This window comes from Mesonia ostreae (assembly GCF_031845265.1).
GTDB classification, from domain to species: Bacteria; Bacteroidota; Bacteroidia; order Flavobacteriales; family Flavobacteriaceae; genus Mesonia; species Mesonia ostreae.
This window is the reverse complement of record NZ_JAVRBG010000002.1, coordinates 79,840-101,980: the sequence shown is the minus strand read 5'-3', so window position 1 is coordinate 101,980 and position 22,141 is coordinate 79,840. Positions and strand designations below refer to the sequence as shown.

Genomic DNA, 22,141 nt, shown 5'->3' with positions numbered 1-22,141 from the left:
TTCATCTCTATTATAAATTAAAAGTTACTCCTAAACCTCCCAAAAGAGCGTTACTCTTGTAAGTTCCTCCAAAAGGCACACTCGTTCCATCTTCCATATAATAATCATAAGAAGCACCTACTTCTTTGAATCTTAAATATGTAACCGCTAAATCTACAGCAAACCTTTTACTGATTTGGTAGGAAAGACCTCCCGTAAATCCGTGAGAATCATTTCGTGGCGTTTCCGGAGCAAAGTAACCTTCTCTAACTGGAGATTCATCAAAGTAATATCCCGCTCTTAAAGTCAATTCATCCAAAGCTTCATATTGTAAACCAAATCTATAAGTAGAAGCATTTTTGTAGTTTCTTGGGTTAGAAGAGTCTGGCACGTCGTCTGGTGCAAAGTCAATATTTAGATTAGTATAGACTTCCCAGTACGCTCTATTATAATCGAAAGCAAATAACCATTTATCGCAAAATTCATAAGATAAACCTACAGAAAGTTCAGCAGGCATAGGTAAAGAAGCATCAAAGCCTACTTCCCCGTTTTTAATTGGTGACAAAGGAGAATTTGGAACGTTAGAGAACACAGCTTCCCCATCTTCCGCTTCTAAAATAATTTCTGAGCGGTAATTAAATCCAATTCTTAGATTTTCGGTTGGATTAAACATCCAGCTCGCAGACCATCCCCAATTGGTTACATTAGAAGCGTCTACCTCTACGTTAGAGCGATTTCCTTGTTCATCGGTAAGGGTACGGTTTACATTTTTGTTAAAATTAACCCCGCCTGTTGCGTAGATTGGCCCTCCTCCAATACTAAAATATTCAGATATTTTTATAGAGATTAAAGGCTGAATGTAAATAGCTTGCAAATCAATCTTATTTACCAAATGCGATCCCGCCCAATCTGTTGGATACTCCACTACACTGCCGTACGGAGAGTAAGCACTTAGACCTACAGATAGAAAATCTGTAACGCGGTAAGAAGCATAAAAATAAAATGGAGTTCCAATAGGGTTATCTGTCTCAGAGAATTGTCCCGTATTGTTATTTTGCCATTTTACATTAGACATTACGCCAGTTACCCCTGCAGATATATTTAAATCGTTTTCTAAATAAACTAATCCCGCAGGGTTAAAGAAAGCTAACTCCGCACTATTTACTACTGCCACCCCTGTGTGGCCCATAGCTAGAGCCCTCTGACCTTGAGCACTTACTCGGTAACCACCTGCATAAGTAACACTCGCAGCAAGTAAAAAGACCGCAAAAAGAAGTAATTTTTTCATAATCATACCAAATGTATTAAGTTAATCATTGTATCAAATTTAACATAAATTAGCATATAGCCAAGCCTTTTCGATAAATATTATGCAGGCATAGTAAATTTATGAGAATTTATGAATAAACGCCATAATGATTTGGAAGAAATCCTCTGGTTTTTCTGCGTGGACCCAATGCCCCGCGTCTTTAATAATTACGGTATTGCTTTTAGGAAAATGGGATTTAATAAGCTCCCGGTCTTCTTTACGGATGTAATTGGAACTGCCTGCACTAACAAATAAGGTATCTTTATGAAATGTATCTTCCTCATTTAAAGCTTTTCCCACGTGCTCTACTTTTTCTTTTAAAACTTCCAGATTCATACGTAAAGCTAACTTTCCTTTTTCTTTCCAATAGAGGTTTTTAAGCAAAAACTGCCTCACTCCCCACTCTGAAATGTATTCTTCTAGTTTTTCATCGGCTAAGCCTCTAGAATCTAAGTCGGAGTTTTGTAACATCGTTAAACCTTCTAAAATAGTTTGATGGTGTGGCTCATAATATTTGGGCGCTATATCTACTACAATAAGGTTGTGAACCAAATCTGGATAGTTTGTCGCTACTTTCATCGCGGTTTTTCCTCCCATAGAATGCCCTAGCAAAATGATATCTTGTAAATTTTTCTCTTCACAATACTCTTTAATATCTTCTGCCATTACATCGTAGCCAAAATCCTCTGTATGCGGACTACGACCGTGGTTTCTTTGATCTACTAAGTGAACTTCATATCCTTCATCTGAAAACTCTTTCCCTAAGGTTTTCCAATTATCCCCCATTCCCAAAAAACCGTGCAGAATGAGAAAAGGCTTCCCTTTACCAATTATTTTTGAATATAGTTTCATATTACTGAAGTCGTTTTAGGTATTTATGAATTACTACTTCTAAACCTTCATACAGAGATTCCGCGATAAGCGCATGTCCTATAGAAACTTCCAGTAAACCCGGAATGTTATTTTTGAAAAATTCAATGTTTTGTAAAGACAAGTCGTGACCTGCGTTGATCCCAAGTCCTAGCTCGTTGGCTAATTGCGCGCAAGCGATATAGGGTTTAATCGCATTCGTATTTCCTTTCTCATACGCGCTAGCAAAATCTTCGGTATATAATTCTATTCTATCCGTTCCCGTGGCTACCGCATGTTTAATCATCTCTAAATTAGGATCTACAAAAATAGAGGTACGAATGCCGTTATTTTTAAATTCAGTAATTACTTCTTTTAAAAAATCTTTGTTTTTCACAGTATCCCAACCTGCATTAGAAGTAATGGCATCTACCGAGTCTGGCACCAAAGTTACCTGAGTTGGTTTATTTTGAAGTACCAAGTCTATAAATTTAGGAACAGGATTCCCTTCTATATTAAACTCGGTCTTTACTATAGGCTGTAAATCCCGCACATCTTGGTAAGTAATGTGTCTTTCATCTGGTCTTGGATGAACGGTAATCCCTTGCGCTCCAAAATTTTCAATATCTTTTGCGGCCTTTACTAAATTGGGAAAATTACCACCACGAGCATTTCTTAAGGTGGCTATTTTATTAATATTTACACTTAGCTTTGTCATAAATTTATCTTTTGCTTTACAAAAATACAAAGTTGTCATTCTTTCATGTGGTATAATTTAATTAATTTGCAGATAAAAACACGCAGTATATGCTATTGTCCAATTATATTATTAATGATGTAGAATTACAATCTGTAAATCAGTCCGTAGCAAGTTTTAAAAAGCTTTTTAATGAACTTACTTGCACGCACGTACCGGTAGAAAAAGATGGCATTTTTATAGGTTCTATCAGCGAAAATGACTTAAGATGCTTTGAGAATGATAAAACACTAGAGGAATATCTATATGCCTTAGAGCGATTTTTTGTTCGAGATACAGACAATTGGTTGGATATTTTAAAGAATTTTGGTGTAAATAACGCCAATCTCATTCCTGTTTTAGAACAAGAATCCAATAAATATCTAGGTTATGTGGAATTAGGTGATATTATGTCCTTTATTAATGATACCCCCTTTTTAAAAGAAAATGGTGCTATTCTGGTTGTGGGAAAAAACTTTACGGAATATTCTTTTAGTGAGATTAGCCAAATCATAGAATCTTCTAATCATAAACTACTGGGTGCTTTTGTGAGCAAGATAGAAAATGACGTAGCCGAAATTACTATTAAGGTAAATGCAACTGGTGTGAATGACCTTATTCAAACCTTAAGGCGTTATGGGTATAAAATTTTAAGCGCACATGAAGAAGATGCCTACACGAAAAATTTACAAGAAAGATCTGACTACCTAGACAAATATCTAAATATATGAAAGTAGCAATTTACGGACAATTTTATCATAAAAATTCTGGGCAGTATATTCAGGAGCTATTAGACGCTCTAGAATTACAAGATATACAAATAGAAATCGAAGAAAATTTTCTCACTATAATTAATGAGAATAGCAGTATTGACAGACAGTACAATAATTTTGCTACCTTTAAAAAGCTCGATAGGTCCTACCAGTTATTTTTTAGTATTGGGGGAGATGGTACTATTTTAAAAAGCATCAACTTTGTAAGAGATCTCGATATTCCTATTGTAGGAATAAATACGGGTAGATTAGGCTTTTTGGCTACCATTCAAAAAGAAAATATAAAAGCCATGGTACTGGCTTTAAAAGAAAAAAAATACTCTATTTCTAAAAGAGCATTGATTACCATTGCAACATCTCCAGAAAACGAAGGTCTTTCAGATATGAACTTTGCTTTAAATGAGGTTGCGATTAGTAGAAAAAATACCACTTCGATGATTACCATAGAAACATGGCTTAATGGAAATTACCTCAATGCATATTGGGCAGATGGACTCATTGTCTCTACCCCCACGGGTTCTACAGGGTACTCCCTAAGCTGCGGCGGCCCTATTATAGACCCAAAAACCAATGCCTTAGCCATTACCCCTATCGCTCCTCATAATTTAAATGCAAGACCTTTACTAATTCCAGACGATACAGAACTTACGCTCAAAGTAACTGGAAGAGAAAATATGTTTTTGGTTTCCCTAGACTCAAGATTAACAAGTCTAGATAATGACACGACCATTACCATCAAAAAGGCGCCATTTACCATAGGCTTAGTTCTTTTAAATGAAGATAGTTTTATCAAAACCCTTAGACAAAAACTACTTTGGGGAGAAGATAAAAGAAACTAAAACAATAAAAACGAGTATAATTTGTTAATCATAGAGGTACAAAAATCATATAAATTAAGATAGAGAAAACTTAATTCATATATTTGCAAACTTTTAAAAATCTATGAAGTATTTAATCGCTGCCATAACCATATTTATGTGTGTTAAAGATGTACGTTCTCAAACCTATGAATTAGGCGCTTACTTTGGAGGCGCTAACTATATTGGTGATGTAGGACCCACCAACTTCATAGCTCCAAAAAGCTTAGTGGGGGGAGGTATCTTTAAATGGAATAGAAGTAAAAGGCACTCTTTTAGATTTACTTTACTTCATACCACCTTAGAAGCTGAAGATAGAGATGCGAATGAAAACAGAAGAAGAAATAGAGGTTATGCTTTTAAAAGCCAAGTTACCGAAGCCTCTTTAGGGATTGAATATACCTTTTGGGAATGGGATCTCCATACCCTAAGACCGCAATTTACTCCCTATCTTTATACTGGGTTAACAGGTCTTTTGACAGAAGATCAATACCTAAGTGAATCCAACCGTATTACTCCCTTTGACAATAAAATAACAGCAGCAATTCCTATGGTAATAGGGATAAAAGGGACTTTAAGTCCTTATTGGGTTATAGGGCTAGAAGTAGGCGCCAGATACACATTTACCGATAACCTTGACGGAAGTAATCCGGAAGAATTTGATGGTGGTGATACTTATCCGTCTTTTGGAAATCCCAACACAAATGACTGGTATATGTTTGTGGGTGTTACCTTAACTTATACCTTTGGCCGAAAACCTTGTTACAGCGCTTTTTAATGAATTTGAAAGAGAAAATAAATAAAGATAAACTACCTAAGCATATCTCCATTATTATGGATGGTAATGGCAGGTGGGCAAAAAAGCAAGGATTTTTGCGCGCTGTAGGTCATGAGAAAGGAACGGTAGCCGTACGTGAAACCGTAGAGTCTTGTGCAGAAATAGGTATTGAAAACCTTACGCTCTTTGCTTTCTCTACAGAAAACTGGAACCGACCCAAGCTAGAAGTAAAAACCCTTATGAAGTTATTGGTTTCTTCCCTTAAGAAAGAAATTAAAACTTTAATGGACAATAATATTAAGCTTACGGCTATTGGCTGTTTAGACAACTTACCAAAGAAAGCGAGAAAAGAATTGGAAGAAGTAATTGAAAAAACTTCCAAAAATAATTTAATGACTCTAACTCTCGCTCTTAGCTACGGCTCTAGAGAAGAGCTTTTAAGTGTGATTAAAAAAATAAGTGAAAAAGTTTCTAACCAAGAAATTTCTATTGCGCAGATTGACGAGAATGTTGTACAGCAGCATTTGTATAGTCATAATTTACCAGATGTAGATTTACTCATCAGAACAAGTGGCGAACAGCGCATAAGTAATTTTCTGCTGTGGCAAATCGCTTACGCAGAATTATATTTTACAGAAGTATTATGGCCAGACTTCCGTAAAGAAAACCTATTTGAGGCAATACTTAATTATCAAAACAGAGAAAGAAGATTTGGAAAAACCAGTGAACAAATCAATTAATATATTGATGTTAAAGAAACTATTACTTTTAATACTTTGCGTATTCGCATTTAATCCTATTCAGGCTCAAGATATAGCCATTGCTAACGGTAAAGAATATACCGTTGGCGAAATTACGGTTGTAGGGAGTCAAAATTACAACGAGCAAACCGTGATTGCTTTTATGGGACTTAAATCTGGAGAAGAAATTTTTATTCCTGGAGATAGAATAAGTAACATCATTAAAAAACTTTGGGATTTAGGTCTATTTAGCGATATCAATCTATACGTGACCAACGTAGAAGGTAATGTAGCCGATTTAGAATTAGAGATCGTTGAAGTGCCAGAACTTAATGAGGTAGAGATTGTAGGTCTTAAAAAGAAGAAGAAAAGAGCTAATATCATTAAGGATAATAACTTAAAAGCAGGCTCTAAGGTGACTGAAAACCTTATCACCACCACACGCAACTCTATTAAAAATACCTATGCTTTAGATGGTTACCTCAACGCCAAAGTAGATATTAGAACCAATACAGTTAAAGACACCGCAGACGTTTCTGAAGCAGAGCAAGTAAATATGATCTTAAGAATAGATCGTGGAGAAAAAGTAAAGGTAGCGAACATTAATATTAATGGAAACGAAGTCTTTACAGACGCTAAGGTGCGTCGCCAAATGAAAACGAAGCAAAAAAGTTTTTTTAGATTTTGGAAAAGATCTAAATATATTCAAGATGAATACGATCTTAGCAAAGAGAAAATCATAGATAAATATAAATCTAAAGGTTATCGAGATGCAAGAATAGTTTCTGATACGATGGTGAAATTAAATGAAAAGGATGTTGAACTTACCATCAACTTAGAAGAAGGAAACAAATACTATTTTGGGGATATCGCGTTTTTAGGAAACAGTGTTTATTCTGATAATCAACTAAAGAATCTTCTAGGAATTTCTAAGGGAGATGTGTATAACGGCACTTTATTAGAGAAGAAAATAAGCGATCAAACCCAACCTGACGGAGAAGACCTTACCAATTTATATCAAAATAATGGTTATTTATTCGCACAAATAAGTCCGGTAGAAACAAAAATCTACAACGACACCATCGATTTTGAAATACGTATTAGAGAAGGAAAAATAGCTTATTTTGATAGAATTAGTGTTTCTGGAAATGACAAGACGAACGATCACGTAATTTACAGAAACATACGAACAAAACCAGGTCAAAAATATAGCAAGCAAGATGTAGTGAGAACCGTAAGAGAATTAGGTGCTACCGGATTTTTTGATGCAGAGCAACTTTCACCAGATTTTAAAGTAAATCCTGCAGATGCGACAGTAGATTTAGATTACAAAGTAGTAGAAAGCGGTGCTAGCCAAGTAGAACTTCAAGGAGGTTACGGCGGTGGAGGTTTTGTAGGAACTTTAGGATTGTCCTTTAATAACTTCTCTCTCAAAGGAATTTTAGATAAAGATGCGTACAAACCATTACCTATGGGAGACGGTCAAACTTTATCTTTAAGAGCACAAGCTGCGAGTTTCTACCAAACCTATAGCTTATCTTTTTCTGAACCTTGGTTGGGAGGTAAAAAACCAATCCGTTTAACAGCTTCTTTTTCTCATACGGTTCAATATTTTTATGATGCGTTTGAAAGAGAAGCAGATAGAGATAGAAGATTTTTAATTACGGGTGGATCTCTAGGTTTGGCCAAAAGATTAACCATTCCAGATGATTACTTTACTGCCTCTGCTGCGATAAGCTATCAACATTATAACTTAAAAAACTATAATATTGGTTTATTTACGTTTCCTAATGGATATGCAAACAATATCGCACTAACCTTAGGATTAAGTAGAGACAATACCTACACCAATCCTGTTTTTCCTATGGGAGGTTCACAATTTAGTGTTTCAGCAAAATTTACTCCTCCATATTCTGCTTGGAATGGTGTAGATTATGCCGAGTTAGGAAATGATCCTGAATTTCAAACGAATGGAGAGGCAGATGTTGCTAAAATAGATCAAGAGCGATTTAAATTATTAGAGTACTATAAAATTAAATTTAAAGGTACTTGGTACAATAAATTAATTGGTAAATTAGTGCTTAAAGCTTCTACGGAATATGGATTCTTAGGAGCTTACGACAATGACCGCGGGATACCTCCTTTTGAGAGATTCTATTTAGGAGGAGATGGTTTAGGTGGCTATAGTCTTGACGGAAGGGAAAATATTGCACTTAGAGGTTATCCTAACCAATCGTTAATCCCAAGAGATAGAACAGCTGGCTCTAACCTCACTAGAAATGATGGGGCCACTATTTACAACAAATACTCTCTGGAATTAAGATATCCAATTACATTAAAACCTGCCGCTTCTATTTACACCTTAGCTTTTGTAGAAGGTGGAGCAAGTTATGATGGTTTTAAAGATTTTAACCCTTTTCAATTAAGTAGGTCTGCTGGAGTTGGATTACGTATATTTATGCCTGCCTTTGGACTTCTTGGTATTGATTTTGGTTACGGATTTGATCCTATTCCTGGTACCAATAATGGAGCTAGTGGTTGGGAACCGCATTTTATTATTGGACAACAATTCTAGATTGGCACGATATTTTCTAACATGAACTCGAGATGATGAAAAAAAATAATTTACTTCTTATTATGATGGCAATAGCATTTAGCTTTCAGGCAAATGCGCAAAGAGGAATCAAGATTGCTTATATTGATATGGATTATATTTTAAAAAATATTCCAGAATACCAACAAGCCAATCAGCAATTAGAAAGTAAAGTTCAAAAATGGAAGTCTGAAATTGAGTTGATGATGAGCGAGGTAGATGATATGAAGCAAAATCTAGAAAATGAACGAGCTTTATTAACCAAAGAGCTTATAGAAGAAAGAGAAGAGGAAATTACTTTTGAAGAAAAAAAAGTGTTGGATTATCAAAATGAAAGATTTGGAGCGCAAGGAGATTTGATGGTTCAAAAAAGACAATTGGTTCAGCCGGTTCAAGACCAAGTTTTTAATGCAGTGCAAGAAATTGGCCTTAAACGAGAGTACGATTTTATTTTTGAAAATTCCGCGGATGCGTTAATGTTATTTTCTGCTGACCGTCATGATATTAGCGATCAAATATTATCTATGATTGAAAGAACAGCAAGAAAAACAGACAATAAAAATAGAGCTAATGAGGTGGCAGAGACAGATGACAAATACAAATCTGTAGAAGGCGCCAAAAAAGATGCTGCGGAAGAGGCAAAAAGAGAGCGAGAGAGACAGATTAAAGTAAATGAAAGAGAAGCGTTGTTAGAAGATCGCCAAGCTAAAAGAGATTCGGCTAGAGCTGCAAGGCAAGCCGCATATGATGAAAGAAGAAGAAAACTATTAGAAGATAGAGAGCGCAGAAGAGATAGTATAGAAAACGCTAGAAATAGGTAATAACAATAAATATCAATTAAGTAACAAACCATTAATTTTAAAAAGATGAAACAATTTAAAACAGTATTAATAGCCGTATCGTTTATGTTAGGTGCCATTGGATTTACCAATGCTCAAAGTTCTAAAATTGCTCACGTAGGCACACAAGAACTTATAGAATCTATGCCCACGTACCAATCTGCTATGTCGCAGTTAGAAAAGTTAGAAAATACCTATAGAGCAGATATTGATGACTTATTAAAAGAAGCTCAAAACAAAAATCAACGTTACCAAGCTGAAGCAACTTCAAAAACTGAAGAAGAAAACGCGACCAGAGCTAGAGAATTACAAGCCACTCAAGAGAAAATTGTTCAATTTCAGCAAAATGCTCAAAAGGAATTACAAAAGAAAGAGACTGAATTGTTAAGACCTGTTTACGAGAAAGCAAGAACTGCTATCCAAAAAGTTGCAAGAGCAAAAGGCTATGATTATGTTCTAGACTCAACTACTGGAGCTGGTGGGGTACTTTTAGCAGACGGTTATGATCTAGCTAACGATGTAAAGAAGGAGTTAGGAATCTAATTCTATTTTTTTCATAAAATACTTAAAAAGCGTTTCTAAAATAGAAACGCTTTTTTATTTTTACTCTACTATGAAAATCATAAATAAATCTTCTCCTATTGGAATGTTTGACTCTGGCGTTGGCGGCACTTCTATTTTTAAGGCTGTACAGCAACTTTTACCAAGCGAACAGATAATTTACTTAGCAGACAGTAAAAACGCTCCCTATGGCGCTAAATCTAGACAGAAGATTATTGATTTATCCTTTAAAAATACAGAGTTCCTTCTAAATCGTGGCGCAAAGATTATCGTTGTTGCTTGTAATACAGCTACAACTAACGCCATTAAAGAACTAAGATCCACTTTTGATGTTCCTATTATTGGTATAGAACCTGCCATTAAACCCGCAGCACTTCAAAGCACTACTAAAGTCATTGGCATTCTAGCGACTAAAGGTACTTTAACGAGTAAACTATTTGCCAAAACAGCAAAAATTTTTGCAAAAGATATTGAATTGATTGAGGTAATTGGAGAGGGACTAGTGCCGCTTGTGGAACAAGGGGAATTAAATTCCCAGCAAACGAAAGACTTATTAGTGGAATTATTGCAACCTATGCTGCTAAAGAAAATAGATTATTTGGTGCTAGGATGTAGCCATTATCCCTATTTAATCCCTTTAATTAAGGAGATTCTACCTTCAGAAGTAAAAATTATAGATTCTGGTGAAGCGGTGGCAAGACAAACAAAAGCAGTTTTACAAGATGCAAAACTGCTTTATGAGGGACCTAAAAAATCCTCTATATTTTATTCTAATCAAAATCCTAAGGTACTAGACTATTTGGTTAATAAAGATAGACCTGAAATAGTTGAGGTTTCTTACTTAGATTTTTAGTAGTTAATTGCAGGACAATTACAGTGGTATGGTTCTTTGTTTTTCCCAAAGGTATATCCTAAAGTAATTTGATGGAAACCAGAACTAGTTAATACTACAGAATTTGCTTGATAAGTATAGGTATATGCAAACATAAAATCATTATAGTTGATTCCTAAAAACGGAGATACATACTGTGATTTTTGATTTTCTATAGTCGACAAACCATCGGTGCTATATTCTGCGCCATCAAAATCTCTTCTATAAGAAAGACCACCCCATAATTGACCAAAATCGAACTGCCTATATACCTTAAAGTTTACATCTATTGATGATTCTGAAGTTTCTTCTTTCATTTTAAAAAGCACAGAGGGTTCATACGACCAATCTGAACCATACGGCGCGATTAAGTATCCTAAAGAGAGTAAGTATTGTCTTTGGTTATCGGTTTCAAAATTTTCAGAAAAAATATCACGCTTTTGCGGAATTAAGTTTTTCACTGTAAAGTGTGAATAGAATTCTAGAAAATAGTACGACATTCCAAAATCTACATTAAAATAAGAATCTTGCTGCTCTGTTCCCGAAATAATAGGATCATCAAAATTTGTACCCCCAATAAGATCGCTTTCATCCAATTTTTCTTGTAAAACACCCACATTTAATCCAAATGACAATTGGTTTAAATATACACGGTCTCTAGAGAGTAAAATATGATAAGCAAAAGTAGCATAAACTCCTTGTTGAGAAAAGCGACCATTACTATCGTTGTATAAAATACCTCCAATACCAATATTTTCTCCTACTCTTCCATTTAAACTTAAGGTTTCTAAAGAAGGAGCATCATCTACATCGAACCATTGTCTTCTTCCGGTAAGACGAATCTTATTTCTTATACCAGCGCCAGCCATAGATGGGTGTACTAGATAAAGATTATCGGTTAGGTAATCTGAGTAAACAGGAATTCCTCGTTCTTGAGCTTGAGACAAAAATGGTAGGGCAATAATTACAAGAAACAAGTAGGTTTTGATAGATTTCATATTTCATTAGGGTATTATCTCGTCAAATTAAAACAAAATGGGAAAAAGTAAAAAATTTATAACCATAATATTTAAATCTTATTTAACAGAAGCACTAAAATTAACATAAAAACAGTACTTTCTGAGGCTTTTAATCGTACTTTATTTCTCCATATAAGCCGTAAATATATTCATTTCATTGTATTTCTTTTAGTATTTTTGTTTAAAATTTATGATTATGAGTAATTACCTTATAGAAATAAAGTCAACAGCCAATAAATCTATACTAAAATTCGAGGCAAATCGGTTTTTAGTGAACCATAAAAGCTATGAATATAAGAATATTGATGAAGCTTCTAAATCGCCTTTAGCGCAAAAATTATTTCATCTTCCTTTTGTTAAAACGGTTTATTTAGCACAAAATTTTGTTGCGATAGAGAAATTTGACCTAGTAGAATGGAAGGATGTTCAAGAGGAATTAAAAATCCAACTGGAAGAGCTTTTAAATTCGGGGATTCAAATCGTCAAAGATCCAGTAGCTAAACCCAAAAAAACTCCTACAACAGTATACGCAGAAGTCACTCCAAACCCAAGAGTGATGAAATTTATAGCCAATAAAAAATTAGTGATACAATCTATAGAATTTAAGAATATTGATGAGGCCTCAAAGTCGCCCTTAGCGAAAGCCCTATTCCACTTCCCATTTGTTAAAGAGGTTTTTTTAGATGAAAATTATGTCTCAATTTCTAAATATGATGTTGCAGAGTGGAATGACATCACCTTAGAGTTAAGAGAGTTTATTAGAGGTTATCTCGAAGAAGGAAGAGAAATCTTAGAAGAAGAAGTTGCTGTACAACGCAATACTGCAAAAAGTCAGACCAACAGCTCTACACCAGCTACAGAGCATCTAGATGAAACTTCTAAAGAAATTGTTTCCATTTTGGATGAATACGTAAAACCTGCCGTTGCCAGTGACGGGGGGAATATTATGTTCGAGTCTTATGATGCAACCACCAAGACCGTAAAAGTCATCTTGCAAGGCGCTTGTAGCGGATGTCCTTCTTCTACGATTACACTTAAGAACGGAATTGAAAATATGTTAAAAGAAATGTTGAAAGATAAAGTACAAACGGTAGAAGCGATAAACGGTTAATTTCTCCTTACTGCCTCAACTTCTTGAAAGAAATAAAAAAGCTCCCAATGAGGAGCTTTTTTATTTTATACAATTATTAATTAGTACTAAAATTCTCGTTTAGCATCTTCATAATAGGTCTCAAATAATTGTAGTAGATTGATTGTGGAATTGATCATATCTTTCGTTTCTAAGAGAAGTCCGAAGTATAATTTGGTGTTTTTCGGACTCGTTTCTGAAGTGCGAATACGAGTAATCTGTTTTTGTATTAGCTCTGAAACCTTTTCGATAAGCGCTTGTTTCTGCACAATAATATGGTTAATATTCTCAAATGATTGGCTATCAAAAGTTTCTATAATTTCATCAAAAACTACCTGCAACTCTCTATCAATACTCTTTAAATCTCTAATTTGATTAAATTTTAGATTTTTATGATTATTGTGAACGTGCTTGTAACTAGATCGTGTAATTTGTGCAATCGACTCCACAATATCTTGTATATGATCTAAAAAGAGAATATAAAATCTACTTGCTTCCACAGAGTTTTCTTCTAGAGATTTTATAAAGTAGAAAACGTTATCTTTTAATTCATCTACCTCATCTTCGAGCACGTTAAGCTTTTTAGTATCCTTTTTTAGCTTTCCTAAATCGTGATAGCCCAAATGGTCTATTACTTTACTGTAGCGCTTATTGATTCCTTTGATTACATTAGAAATATTTTGCGATGTTTCTATCGTAATTTCATTAATGGTAATAATATCATTTCTATTAAAACGCTTTTTATTCTTCTCGGCTTTTACTTTTCTAGTGTGTAAAACGGCGCTTCTTACGATTAAAGAAACAGCTAATAGAACTAATAATACAATGGCAATCATCCCTCCATACCATATAATCGCTGCAAATATGGCTGCGGCTATAAAAGCAACAATAGCCGTTACAAACCAACCTCCTATAACATTAATAACTCCAGCAACTCTATACACGGCGCTTTCTCTATCCCAGGCTCTATCTGCCAAAGAAGTACCCATGGCTACCATAAATGTGACATACGTAGTAGATAGTGGCAACTTTAAGTTGGTTCCTATAGAAATTAGAATACTGGCCACCACCAAATTAACCGAAGCTCTTACCGTATCAAAAGCGGGTGCATCAATTCTTCTATCATTAACGAGCTCTTTTGGCTTTTGAAATTTCTCATCTATTTTATTTTTTACGGTAGATGGTAAAACAACAGAAATTCCGTTAGATAAATACACCGAATATCTTACTATAACTCTAGATAACGCGTTGGGTTGAAAACGTTCTGCGCCATCTCCTTGTCTGGCCAAATTAATTCCTGTATCTACTACCGCTTTTGCCTTACTAGAAAACCATAACGTAACTACCATAATTCCTCCTGCCGCAACTAACAACAATTCTGGTGTTTGCACAGCGCCAGCGAGTCCTACCATATTAAATTGAGAAGGAAGAATGCCTGTAGAAAGGTAAGCCTCCTGCCACAATTCAAAAGATTGCCAAGCCGCAATAGGAACCCCTATAAAGTTAACTAAATCATTTCCGGCGAAAGCCAAAGCCAGAGCAAAGGTTCCAATAAGAATAATCGACTTTAAAATATTAACTTTAAAAATACTCATTAATACTTGAGAGAATAAAGTCCAGACGATAAAGCTTCCTAAAATGATGATTAAGGTATTATTATCTACATAATCTTTTACATTTGTAGGAATAAAAGAAATACTTTTCATCCCTTTTATAAAAATGAAATAGGTGATTGCCGTGATAGAAATCCCTCCAAAAATACTTCCTACATACTTTATTTTCTTCTCAAATTGAAAAGAAAATACGAGTCTAGAAAGGTATTGAACCAAGGCTCCTATGCTAAAGGCAATGACGACCGAGAGCAAAATTCCAATAATAATTTCTAAAGCTTTAGAAGTATTTATATAGTTAGAAAGTAATTCATAGCCCTCTCCAATATGATACAATTTTATACAAGCCACACTTACGGCAGCTCCTAACAATTCAAAAACAATAGAAACGGTTGTTGATGTGGGTAATCCTAAAGAATTAAAGAAATCGAGTAGCAAGACATCTGTGATCATGACTGCCAGAAAAATAATCATGATCTCGTCAAAATAAAATTGACCGGGAACAAATATACCTTTTCGGGCGACTTCCATTAAACCACTAGAAAAAATCGCTCCCACCGCAACTCCTATACTGGCCACAATCATAATGGTTTTTATAGATATGGCTTTAGATCCAATAGCAGAATTTAAAAAATTTACTGCATCATTACTTACCCCAACAACCAAATCTGTTATTGCTAGTGCAAATAAAATCGTAAGCATTACGATATAAGTAGTTTCCATAAAAAAGAATTAAATCTGAAGCTGCAAAAGTGTATATTTCCTATTTCTTTATCTTATTTTTATTGTTATCAAAACATTAACTTTCAAGAATAAAACTTCAATAACAAAAAACTAAAATAATACAACCAAATGACTTTTGCGCAAAATAATCTTAAGAACCAATCGAGTCCTTATCTATTACAACACGCCAACAATCCTATTCATTGGCAAGTTTGGGAAGAAGATTCTTTACAAGAAGCCCAAAAACAAGACAAGCTTCTTATAATTAGTATAGGGTACACCGCTTGCCATTGGTGCCACGTAATGGAAAAAGAAGTTTTCGAAAAGCAAAATGTCGCCCATATGATGAACGACAACTTTATCTCTATAAAGGTAGATAGAGAAGAACATCCAGATGTAGATCAAATCTATATGCTCGCTTTGCAAATTATGACCAGACAGGGAGGCTGGCCGCTTAATATTATTGCCTTGCCTAACGGAAAACCAATTTGGGGAGCTACTTATGTACCCGAAAAACAATGGCTGAGTGCTTTGTATCAATTAAAGGATATATATCAAAAAGATCCCGCAAAGATGGAAGAGTATGCCGAAAAACTGGAGCAAGGTATTCTTTCTACCCAACTCATAGAAAAGCCTGAAAACAAGGGTTTTAAAAAAGAAATCCTAAAAGAAGCCGTAAATAAATGGTCGCAAAATTTTGATTGGACTTATGGCGGAGATAAAAATGCACCCAAATTCATGATGCCTAATCAATTGCAGTATTTATTGCGTTATGGCTTTCAGGAAAACAATGAGAATGTTTTAAACTATGTAAAGTTTACCCTCACTAAAATCGCTCAAGGCGGAATTAACGATGCCGTGGGCAGTGGCTTTTCTCGGTATACAGTAGATGACAAATGGCACATTCCCCATTTTGAAAAAATGCTTTACGATAACGCACAACTAGCTTCTTTGTACGCGAAAGCTTATCAAGTTTTTAAGGAAGACTTGTTTAAAGATACAGCTAAGAAAACATTGTGGTTCATAGAGAAAAAATTAGGAAACCCTGAAGGCTTATTTTACGCTTCTTATGACGCCGATAGTCTTAATGAAAAGGGAGATCAAGAAGAAGGCGCCTATTATACTTGGACAAAATCGCAACTGCAAAAACTTTTAAAGGAGGATTTTGACTTATTTTCAGAGCTTTACAATATCGATCATAAAGGATATTGGGAAAATGGAAGGTATATACTTTTCAAAACCGAAGATTCCAAAGAGCTTTTAGATAAATATAATTTAACCCAAGAACAACTAAAGCAAAAAGAAGAGAATTGTCTTCAAATCTTGCACCAAGAAAGATTGAAACGACCGTTACCGCTTTTAGATCACAAGTGCTTAACCAGCTGGAACGCGCTTACAATTTCTTCGTTCATAGATTATTATGAAGCTACCTCAAACAAATATTACCTAAACTTGGCATTAAAAACTGCTAACGCGATCTGGGAAAAATTATTCGACAGAAAATTATTTAAGAATTTTGTGAATGGTGAAAAGCAAATTTTAGGGACTTTAGAGGATTATGCTTTTTTAATTAAAGCTTATTTACAAATCTACCAAGTGACTTTTGGAAAAACTTGGCTTACAAAAGCAGAGCAGTTAACAGATATCGCTTTCGCGGAATTTTTTAATGAAGAAAAAACTTTATTTCATTTATCTTCTAGAGAGAACACCTATTTATTTACCCGTCTTTTTGAAGTACATGACAATGTGATTCCTAGTTCTAATGCCGTCATGTGCAATAATCTTTTTATGATGGGAAAACTAAGCAACACAGAAGAATATTCCGATATCGTGAAAAAAATGCTTCATACTTACGCAGATTCTTTTAGTAGCACTCCATCCAATTATAGCGAATGGATGAATACCTACCTCAACTATACGCACCCTTATTATAGCCTTAGTTTTGGAGAAGCATGCCACAAGAACAAATCCTACTTTTTAGAGAGGTATCTTCCCAATGTACTATTAAGTCCTAAAATGCCTTTTCATCTTACCCAGAAAGACTTCCGCGAAAGCGATGAAAATAAATATATGTTTTTATGTAAAGAACTATCTTGCCAAAAACCAACCAAAGAGAATATAGAAATTCTTCATCAGATTTTATTCAAGTAAGTTTAACAAAACTTAAACAACGAAAAGTTTTTATAGATAAAAAAACTAATTATTATCGGCTTTAAAAATATATAACATGGATAAGTTAAACAATGTTGAGTATTACGCAAAAGAATATGGTCAAAAGCTAATTGACTTTTTACCTAATTTAGTGGCTGCTATTGCCATTTTTGTGATTGGATGGTGGCTAGCAAAATTGGTTGTACGCTATGTAGCCAAGTTTTTTAAGAGTAGAGACTATGATCTTGCTCTAGAAAATTTTATTCTTAATATATTAGGTTGGGTTCTAAAGATTTTGGTAGTTATTACTGCCATCACTCAGTTAGGAATAGAAACTACAAGTTTAGTAGCTATAATTGGTGCTGCTGGTTTGGCGGTAGGTTTAGCCTTGCAAGGTTCTTTAGCCAATTTTGCGGGAGGTGTACTCATTATCATTTTAAAACCATTTAAAATTGGAGATTGGATTGAAGCTCAAGGAGTTTCTGGTAGTGTAAAAGAAATTTCTATTTTTTACACCCACATTAATACTTTTGGAAACCAATTGGCGGTAGTGCCCAATGGTAAATTATCTAATGATAATATTGTTAATTATACCGTGGAAGGAAAACGAAAAGATGCGATTAGCATTGGAATTTCTTATGATGCAAATATTAAGGAAGCAAAAGACATCTTAATGAACTTGATGACAGAGCAAGAAGATATTCATAAAGATCCTGCTCCGCAAGTAGTGGTGACTGAGCTTGCAGATAATTCTGTAAATCTATCACTTAGGTTTATGGCCTATAATGATGTTTTCTGGGGATGTCACTGGTATACTATTGAAGAGGCTAAAGTAAGGTTAGATGCCGCGGGAATTGGCATCCCTTACCCACAAAGAGATATTCATATTATTAAGGATTAAACCTTTTTATTAAATATTAAACGCCAAATTAATAGTTTGGCGTTTTTTTTTAGTATTTTTAACAATATCACGTATGAACTAAAAACTATTATCATGAAAAAATTACTCTTTTTATTAATGATTATCTTGTTAAGTACTCCAAGTTTTGCTCAATTATTAAATTTTAGTCAAGAACCTATAGTAATCCCTGAAGGATCAGCCCTTATTACGAAACAAACTGATTGGGACAAAGCTCTCAATAAAATCGATGACTTTAATAACAATCTAAAAAACAACACCAACTTTTTTATTAACAAAAAAGGAGAGAAAGTTGAAAATATAAATGTAATTGGTGATATGTATCTTTCAAGTAATTTTAAAAAAGCGAAAGTTATTTATAAAAAGACTGGGGAAGTCATTAACTTATTTGTGAGGTATAGAATTTTTGATGATTCTTTTGAAGCTAGAAAAGCCGCGGAGGACGAGAACACCCTTATTATGGAAAGATCAAACCAATTTGATGTTAAATATGATGATCGTCATTTCGTTTTTATCAATAAATTACCTGTATTTATTAATGAAGCTAATAATGGTTACGTTTTGGTGATGGCTGAAAATGATAAGGTCTCTTTAGTTAAAAGAATAAGCCAAAAATATGTTCCTGGTCAAAAGGCAAGATCTGCTATGGAGAGTAATAAAAAACCTAGACTTTTAAATAATGAAAATTACTTTATTGCTATTGATAATAAACTTACCGAAATAGAGCCTCATAAAAGAAAAGCATATAAAGCGTTTCCTGATCATCAAAAAGAATTAAAGCAATTTATTAAGAAGGATAATCTAAAATTTAAAGAGAGTTCTAGAGATGAAGATTTAAATAAACTGGTTAATTATTACGGAAATTTATAATAATTAAGAATTTGGAATAAAAATTGTACTTTGTGTTCAGAATACAATTTTTTTGTAAATTACAAATCCAAATTTTAAATTAAATATATGAAACGTATTACCCTTTTATTAGCTGTATTAACCGTTACATTTTCATTTGCGCAAAGATCTCCTGCCATTGCTCCTTCAAGCATATCTCAGTTTCAGCAAATGATATCTACTGTTGATAATTTTAATAACAATATTAAAAATAATACCAATTACTTCATTAAAAATGGTCAAAAGATAGAAAATACGAACGTTATTGGTTCTATGTATTATGATGATGAATTTAAGAAAGGAGAAGTGATTGATAAAGAAACCGGGCAAGTAATCTCTGTCTATCTAAGATATAGAATATATGATGATACTTTCGAAGCCAAAAAATCTCCACAAGAAGAGGAAACTTTAATTATGGAAAGAAATCCAAAGTATGATATTGTGATAGATGGTACAAAATTTACTTTTATTAATCAGCTTCCTATCTTCATTAACAAAGCCAATAATGGTTACCTTGTTGTTTTAAATGAAAATGATGACGCACAAGTATTAAAAAGAATCAGTCAGAAATTTACTCCTGGTCAAAAATCTAATACACCTATGAGTAGCGATAAAAAACCTAGATTAAAAAATGAAGAAAATTATTTTATTTCTGTAAATAATGAGCTTTTCTCTATTGAAGCTCACAAAAGAAGAGCTGCAGATGCTTTTCCAGATCACAATAAAGAATTAGAAAAGTACATTAAAAACAATAAATTAAAATTTAGAAGAAGTAATGAAGAGGAAGATCTAATCACTCTTACAAAGTATTACAATGAAGTAACGGAAAATTCTTAAGCTTTCTTTTTCTTCTGAATCACAAAATCTTTTAAATAAAAAGGTTCAAAATAAGCGACATCTTCAGTGTCGCTTATTTTGTATTTGTCATAAGCTAATTTTGCCATCTCTCTCGTAGAAGGAAGGCTCTGTACAAACATAGAATTCTCCTTGTCTAGAATCGTATCTTCAATTTTCTGTACTCCATCTCCTACAAAAAGTCTGTTCCCATTAAATTCTGCATACGAGTTTTCATCAATGAGTTTAGCTTCTACACTCGAAATTGGAATTAACTCACCATTTTTCAACTCAAAAACTGAAGTATAGACTTCCATTCTGCGTGCGTCTAAGATAGGAATCACATAAGTATTCTTAAAGTCTAGAGACTTGTATTGATGAGCGATAGAGGTAAGTGTATTTACCGCTATTAACGGAATATTTAGCGCGTAACACAAGCCTTTTGCTGCGGAAACGCCTATTCTTAATCCCGTATAAGAACCGGGACCTTTACTTACCGCTACTGCATCCAAATCTGCCAGCTCTTTCTTGGCCTCTTTTAAGACAGCCTCTATAAATAAGTGAAGTTTTTCTGCGTGAGAATAGCCTGGAGTTTTATCTTCTTTTATCGCAATTACTTTATCGTCTTCTGCTAAGGCAACAGAACAATTGATGGTAGTCGTTTCTAATACTAATATTAAAGCCAAAATTATTTCTCTTCTAAATTGCTTTTCACTTCTATTTTATCTCCCGCTTTTAAACTTTTGGTAACCGTATTGTACGGACCTATAATCACCTCATCGCCTACTTTTAAACCTTCAGAGATTTCTATATTCGTATCGTCTTGCACACCGGTTTTTACCACTTGTAACCTAGCTTCTTCTCCATTCTTTACAAAGACACATTCAAAAGTTTCATCTGTATTGGTCCTTTTGGAAGCCGATTTAGATTCTACATTTTGATTGGTATTTTTCTTTACGGAAGTGGTATCGTTTTTAATCACAATCGCACTAATAGGAACTCCTATAATATCTTTCTTCTTATTGGTGATAATATCTACCGTAGCCGTCATTCCCGGTCTAAAAGGAGAGAAATTTTCTGGTTTCCCTTCCGTAAGGTCCTGATAAGATTTTTTAAGAATCTTTACTTTCACGTCAAAATTAGTCACTTGGTCTGCCGTTAAATTATCTGCGGCAGAGTTGGATATTTCAGTTACCACCCCTTGAAACTCTTTTCCTAGATAAGCATCTACCTCTACGATAGCAGAATCTCCTATGGCGATTTTTACAATATCATTTTCATTTACTTCTACCTCTACTTCCATCTCTGCAAGATTGGCTACACGTAAAATTTCTGTTCCTGCCATTTGTTGGGTTCCCACCACTCGTTCTCCCAACTCTGCATCTAATTTTGAAATAGTACCAGACATAGGCGCATAAATGGTAGTTCTACCCAAGTTATCTTTGGCTTCATTTACAGAAGCTGCGGCACTTTGCACATTGTAATACGCCGATTCTTTTGAAGCCTGAGCCATTTCATACTCAGAAACAATAGCATCCCATTCAGATTTTGAGATCACCCCTTTATCAAAAAGAGTTCTGTTTCGGTCATAGTTGGCTTTTGCTTGTTTTAAACTCGCTTTACTTTGCGCTAAAGAAGCTTGTATATTTTGATAACTTGCTTGAGATCGCTGTAAGCTAGATTGGTATAAATCTGGATTAATCTTGACCAATAAGTCTCCTTTTTCTACGGTTTGACCTTCTTGGATTGGTAACTCAATAATTTCACCCGAAACTTCTGAAGAAAGCTTTACCTCAACTTCAGGTTGTATTTTCCCTGTAGCCGAAACCGTTTCGGTTATATCTATTTCATTAATGGCAGTTATTTCAACTTGTTTAAAGTTTCCAGTTTTACCAAACCATCCGCTTTTTTTACCAACTACCAATAACAAAATAACCGCTACAACTAAGGCAACAATTATAACAAGTGTCTTTTTTTTCATAA

Annotated in this window: 20 protein-coding genes; 13 read left to right on the top strand and 7 right to left on the bottom strand. The window is 34.2% G+C overall.

The genetic code is table 11. The annotated features are described in order from the left end of the window. Window positions 1–10: 10 nt before the first annotated feature. The 3 genes from RLT85_RS02455 to RLT85_RS02445 all read right to left on the bottom strand — a co-directional run bounded on the left by RLT85_RS02455 (window position 11) and on the right by RLT85_RS02445 (window position 2,855). Window positions 11–1,267 carry an OmpP1/FadL family transporter gene (locus RLT85_RS02455; RefSeq protein WP_311400466.1) on the bottom strand — a complete coding sequence of 419 codons (1,257 nt, stop codon included), beginning with the start codon at window positions 1,265–1,267 and terminating at the stop codon, window positions 11–13. 99 nt (window positions 1,268–1,366) lie between these two features. Further along, window positions 1,367–2,140, bottom strand: coding sequence for an alpha/beta fold hydrolase (locus RLT85_RS02450; protein ID WP_311400465.1), 774 nt, complete (start codon window positions 2,138–2,140; stop codon window positions 1,367–1,369). A gap of 1 nt (window position 2,141) precedes the next feature. Further along, window positions 2,142–2,855 (bottom strand): pyridoxine 5'-phosphate synthase, encoded by a 714-nt coding sequence (locus RLT85_RS02445; RefSeq protein WP_311400464.1) that lies wholly within the window; start codon window positions 2,853–2,855, stop codon window positions 2,142–2,144. Window positions 2,856–2,944: 89 nt separating this feature from the next. Between RLT85_RS02445 and RLT85_RS02440 the strand changes: the two genes are divergently transcribed. The 8 genes from RLT85_RS02440 (at window position 2,945) to murI (ending at window position 10,867) form a co-directional block, all read left to right on the top strand. Next, window positions 2,945–3,604 carry an acetoin utilization protein acuB gene (locus RLT85_RS02440; RefSeq protein WP_311400463.1) on the top strand — a complete coding sequence of 220 codons (660 nt, stop codon included), beginning with the start codon at window positions 2,945–2,947 and terminating at the stop codon, window positions 3,602–3,604. Continuing rightward, complete coding sequence (locus tag RLT85_RS02435; protein ID WP_311400462.1) at window positions 3,601–4,485, top strand: NAD kinase; 885 nt, start codon at window positions 3,601–3,603, stop codon at window positions 4,483–4,485. The genes RLT85_RS02440 and RLT85_RS02435 overlap by 4 nt, the downstream gene beginning before the upstream one ends. Before the next feature lie 103 nt (window positions 4,486–4,588). Next, a complete protein-coding gene (porG, locus tag RLT85_RS02430; RefSeq protein ID WP_311400461.1) occupies window positions 4,589–5,281 on the top strand; it encodes a type IX secretion system protein PorG in 693 nt (230 codons plus the stop codon). After that, window positions 5,281–6,021 carry an undecaprenyl pyrophosphate synthase gene (uppS, locus tag RLT85_RS02425; protein ID WP_311400460.1) on the top strand — a complete coding sequence of 247 codons (741 nt, stop codon included), beginning with the start codon at window positions 5,281–5,283 and terminating at the stop codon, window positions 6,019–6,021. The genes porG and uppS overlap by 1 nt, the downstream gene beginning before the upstream one ends. Continuing rightward, window positions 5,954–8,596 carry a POTRA domain-containing protein gene (locus RLT85_RS02420; protein ID WP_311400459.1) on the top strand — a complete coding sequence of 881 codons (2,643 nt, stop codon included), beginning with the start codon at window positions 5,954–5,956 and terminating at the stop codon, window positions 8,594–8,596. The genes uppS and RLT85_RS02420 overlap by 68 nt, the downstream gene beginning before the upstream one ends. 35 nt (window positions 8,597–8,631) lie before the next feature. Beyond that, complete coding sequence (locus RLT85_RS02415; RefSeq protein ID WP_311400458.1) at window positions 8,632–9,435, top strand: OmpH/Skp family outer membrane protein; 804 nt, start codon at window positions 8,632–8,634, stop codon at window positions 9,433–9,435. Window positions 9,436–9,480: 45 nt separating this feature from the next. Then, window positions 9,481–9,996 (top strand): OmpH/Skp family outer membrane protein, encoded by a 516-nt coding sequence (locus tag RLT85_RS02410; RefSeq protein ID WP_311400457.1) that lies wholly within the window; start codon window positions 9,481–9,483, stop codon window positions 9,994–9,996. Window positions 9,997–10,066: 70 nt separating this feature from the next. Then, window positions 10,067–10,867, top strand: coding sequence for a glutamate racemase (gene murI / locus RLT85_RS02405; RefSeq protein ID WP_311400456.1), 801 nt, complete (start codon window positions 10,067–10,069; stop codon window positions 10,865–10,867). Here the strand turns inward: murI and RLT85_RS02400 are convergent. Beyond that, window positions 10,864–11,883 carry a PorP/SprF family type IX secretion system membrane protein gene (locus RLT85_RS02400; RefSeq protein WP_311400455.1) on the bottom strand — a complete coding sequence of 340 codons (1,020 nt, stop codon included), beginning with the start codon at window positions 11,881–11,883 and terminating at the stop codon, window positions 10,864–10,866. The two genes, murI and RLT85_RS02400, sit on opposite strands and share 4 nt — an antisense overlap. A 217-nt stretch (window positions 11,884–12,100) precedes the next feature. Here RLT85_RS02400 and RLT85_RS02395 point away from each other — a divergent pair, with 217 nt between their 5' ends. Continuing rightward, entirely contained in the window at window positions 12,101–13,015 is a 915-nt protein-coding gene (locus tag RLT85_RS02395) for a NifU family protein (protein WP_311400454.1), read from the top strand. Window positions 13,016–13,101: 86 nt separating this feature from the next. Here RLT85_RS02395 and RLT85_RS02390 read toward each other — a convergent pair whose 3' ends face one another. Beyond that, window positions 13,102–15,366 (bottom strand): inorganic phosphate transporter, encoded by a 2,265-nt coding sequence (locus tag RLT85_RS02390; protein WP_311400453.1) that lies wholly within the window; start codon window positions 15,364–15,366, stop codon window positions 13,102–13,104. 129 nt (window positions 15,367–15,495) lie between these two features. Here RLT85_RS02390 and RLT85_RS02385 point away from each other — a divergent pair, with 129 nt between their 5' ends. From RLT85_RS02385 to RLT85_RS02370, 4 genes are all read left to right on the top strand, one after another. After that, complete coding sequence (locus RLT85_RS02385) at window positions 15,496–17,517, top strand: thioredoxin domain-containing protein (RefSeq protein WP_311400452.1); 2,022 nt, start codon at window positions 15,496–15,498, stop codon at window positions 17,515–17,517. A gap of 76 nt (window positions 17,518–17,593) precedes the next feature. After that, complete coding sequence (locus RLT85_RS02380) at window positions 17,594–18,418, top strand: mechanosensitive ion channel family protein (RefSeq protein ID WP_311400451.1); 825 nt, start codon at window positions 17,594–17,596, stop codon at window positions 18,416–18,418. A 93-nt stretch (window positions 18,419–18,511) separates the two neighbouring features. Then, window positions 18,512–19,306, top strand: coding sequence for a hypothetical protein (locus RLT85_RS02375; RefSeq protein ID WP_311400450.1), 795 nt, complete (start codon window positions 18,512–18,514; stop codon window positions 19,304–19,306). An 87-nt stretch (window positions 19,307–19,393) separates the two neighbouring features. Then, window positions 19,394–20,161, top strand: coding sequence for a hypothetical protein (locus RLT85_RS02370; protein ID WP_311400449.1), 768 nt, complete (start codon window positions 19,394–19,396; stop codon window positions 20,159–20,161). Here RLT85_RS02370 and tsaB read toward each other — a convergent pair. Continuing rightward, window positions 20,158–20,844, bottom strand: a complete 687-nt coding sequence (tsaB, locus tag RLT85_RS02365) for a tRNA (adenosine(37)-N6)-threonylcarbamoyltransferase complex dimerization subunit type 1 TsaB (RefSeq protein ID WP_311400448.1) — start codon at window positions 20,842–20,844, stop codon at window positions 20,158–20,160. The genes RLT85_RS02370 and tsaB overlap by 4 nt on opposite strands. Before the next feature lie 2 nt (window positions 20,845–20,846). Further along, window positions 20,847–22,139, bottom strand: coding sequence for an efflux RND transporter periplasmic adaptor subunit (locus RLT85_RS02360; RefSeq protein WP_311400447.1), 1,293 nt, complete (start codon window positions 22,137–22,139; stop codon window positions 20,847–20,849). Between the last annotated feature and the right edge of the window lie 2 nt (window positions 22,140–22,141).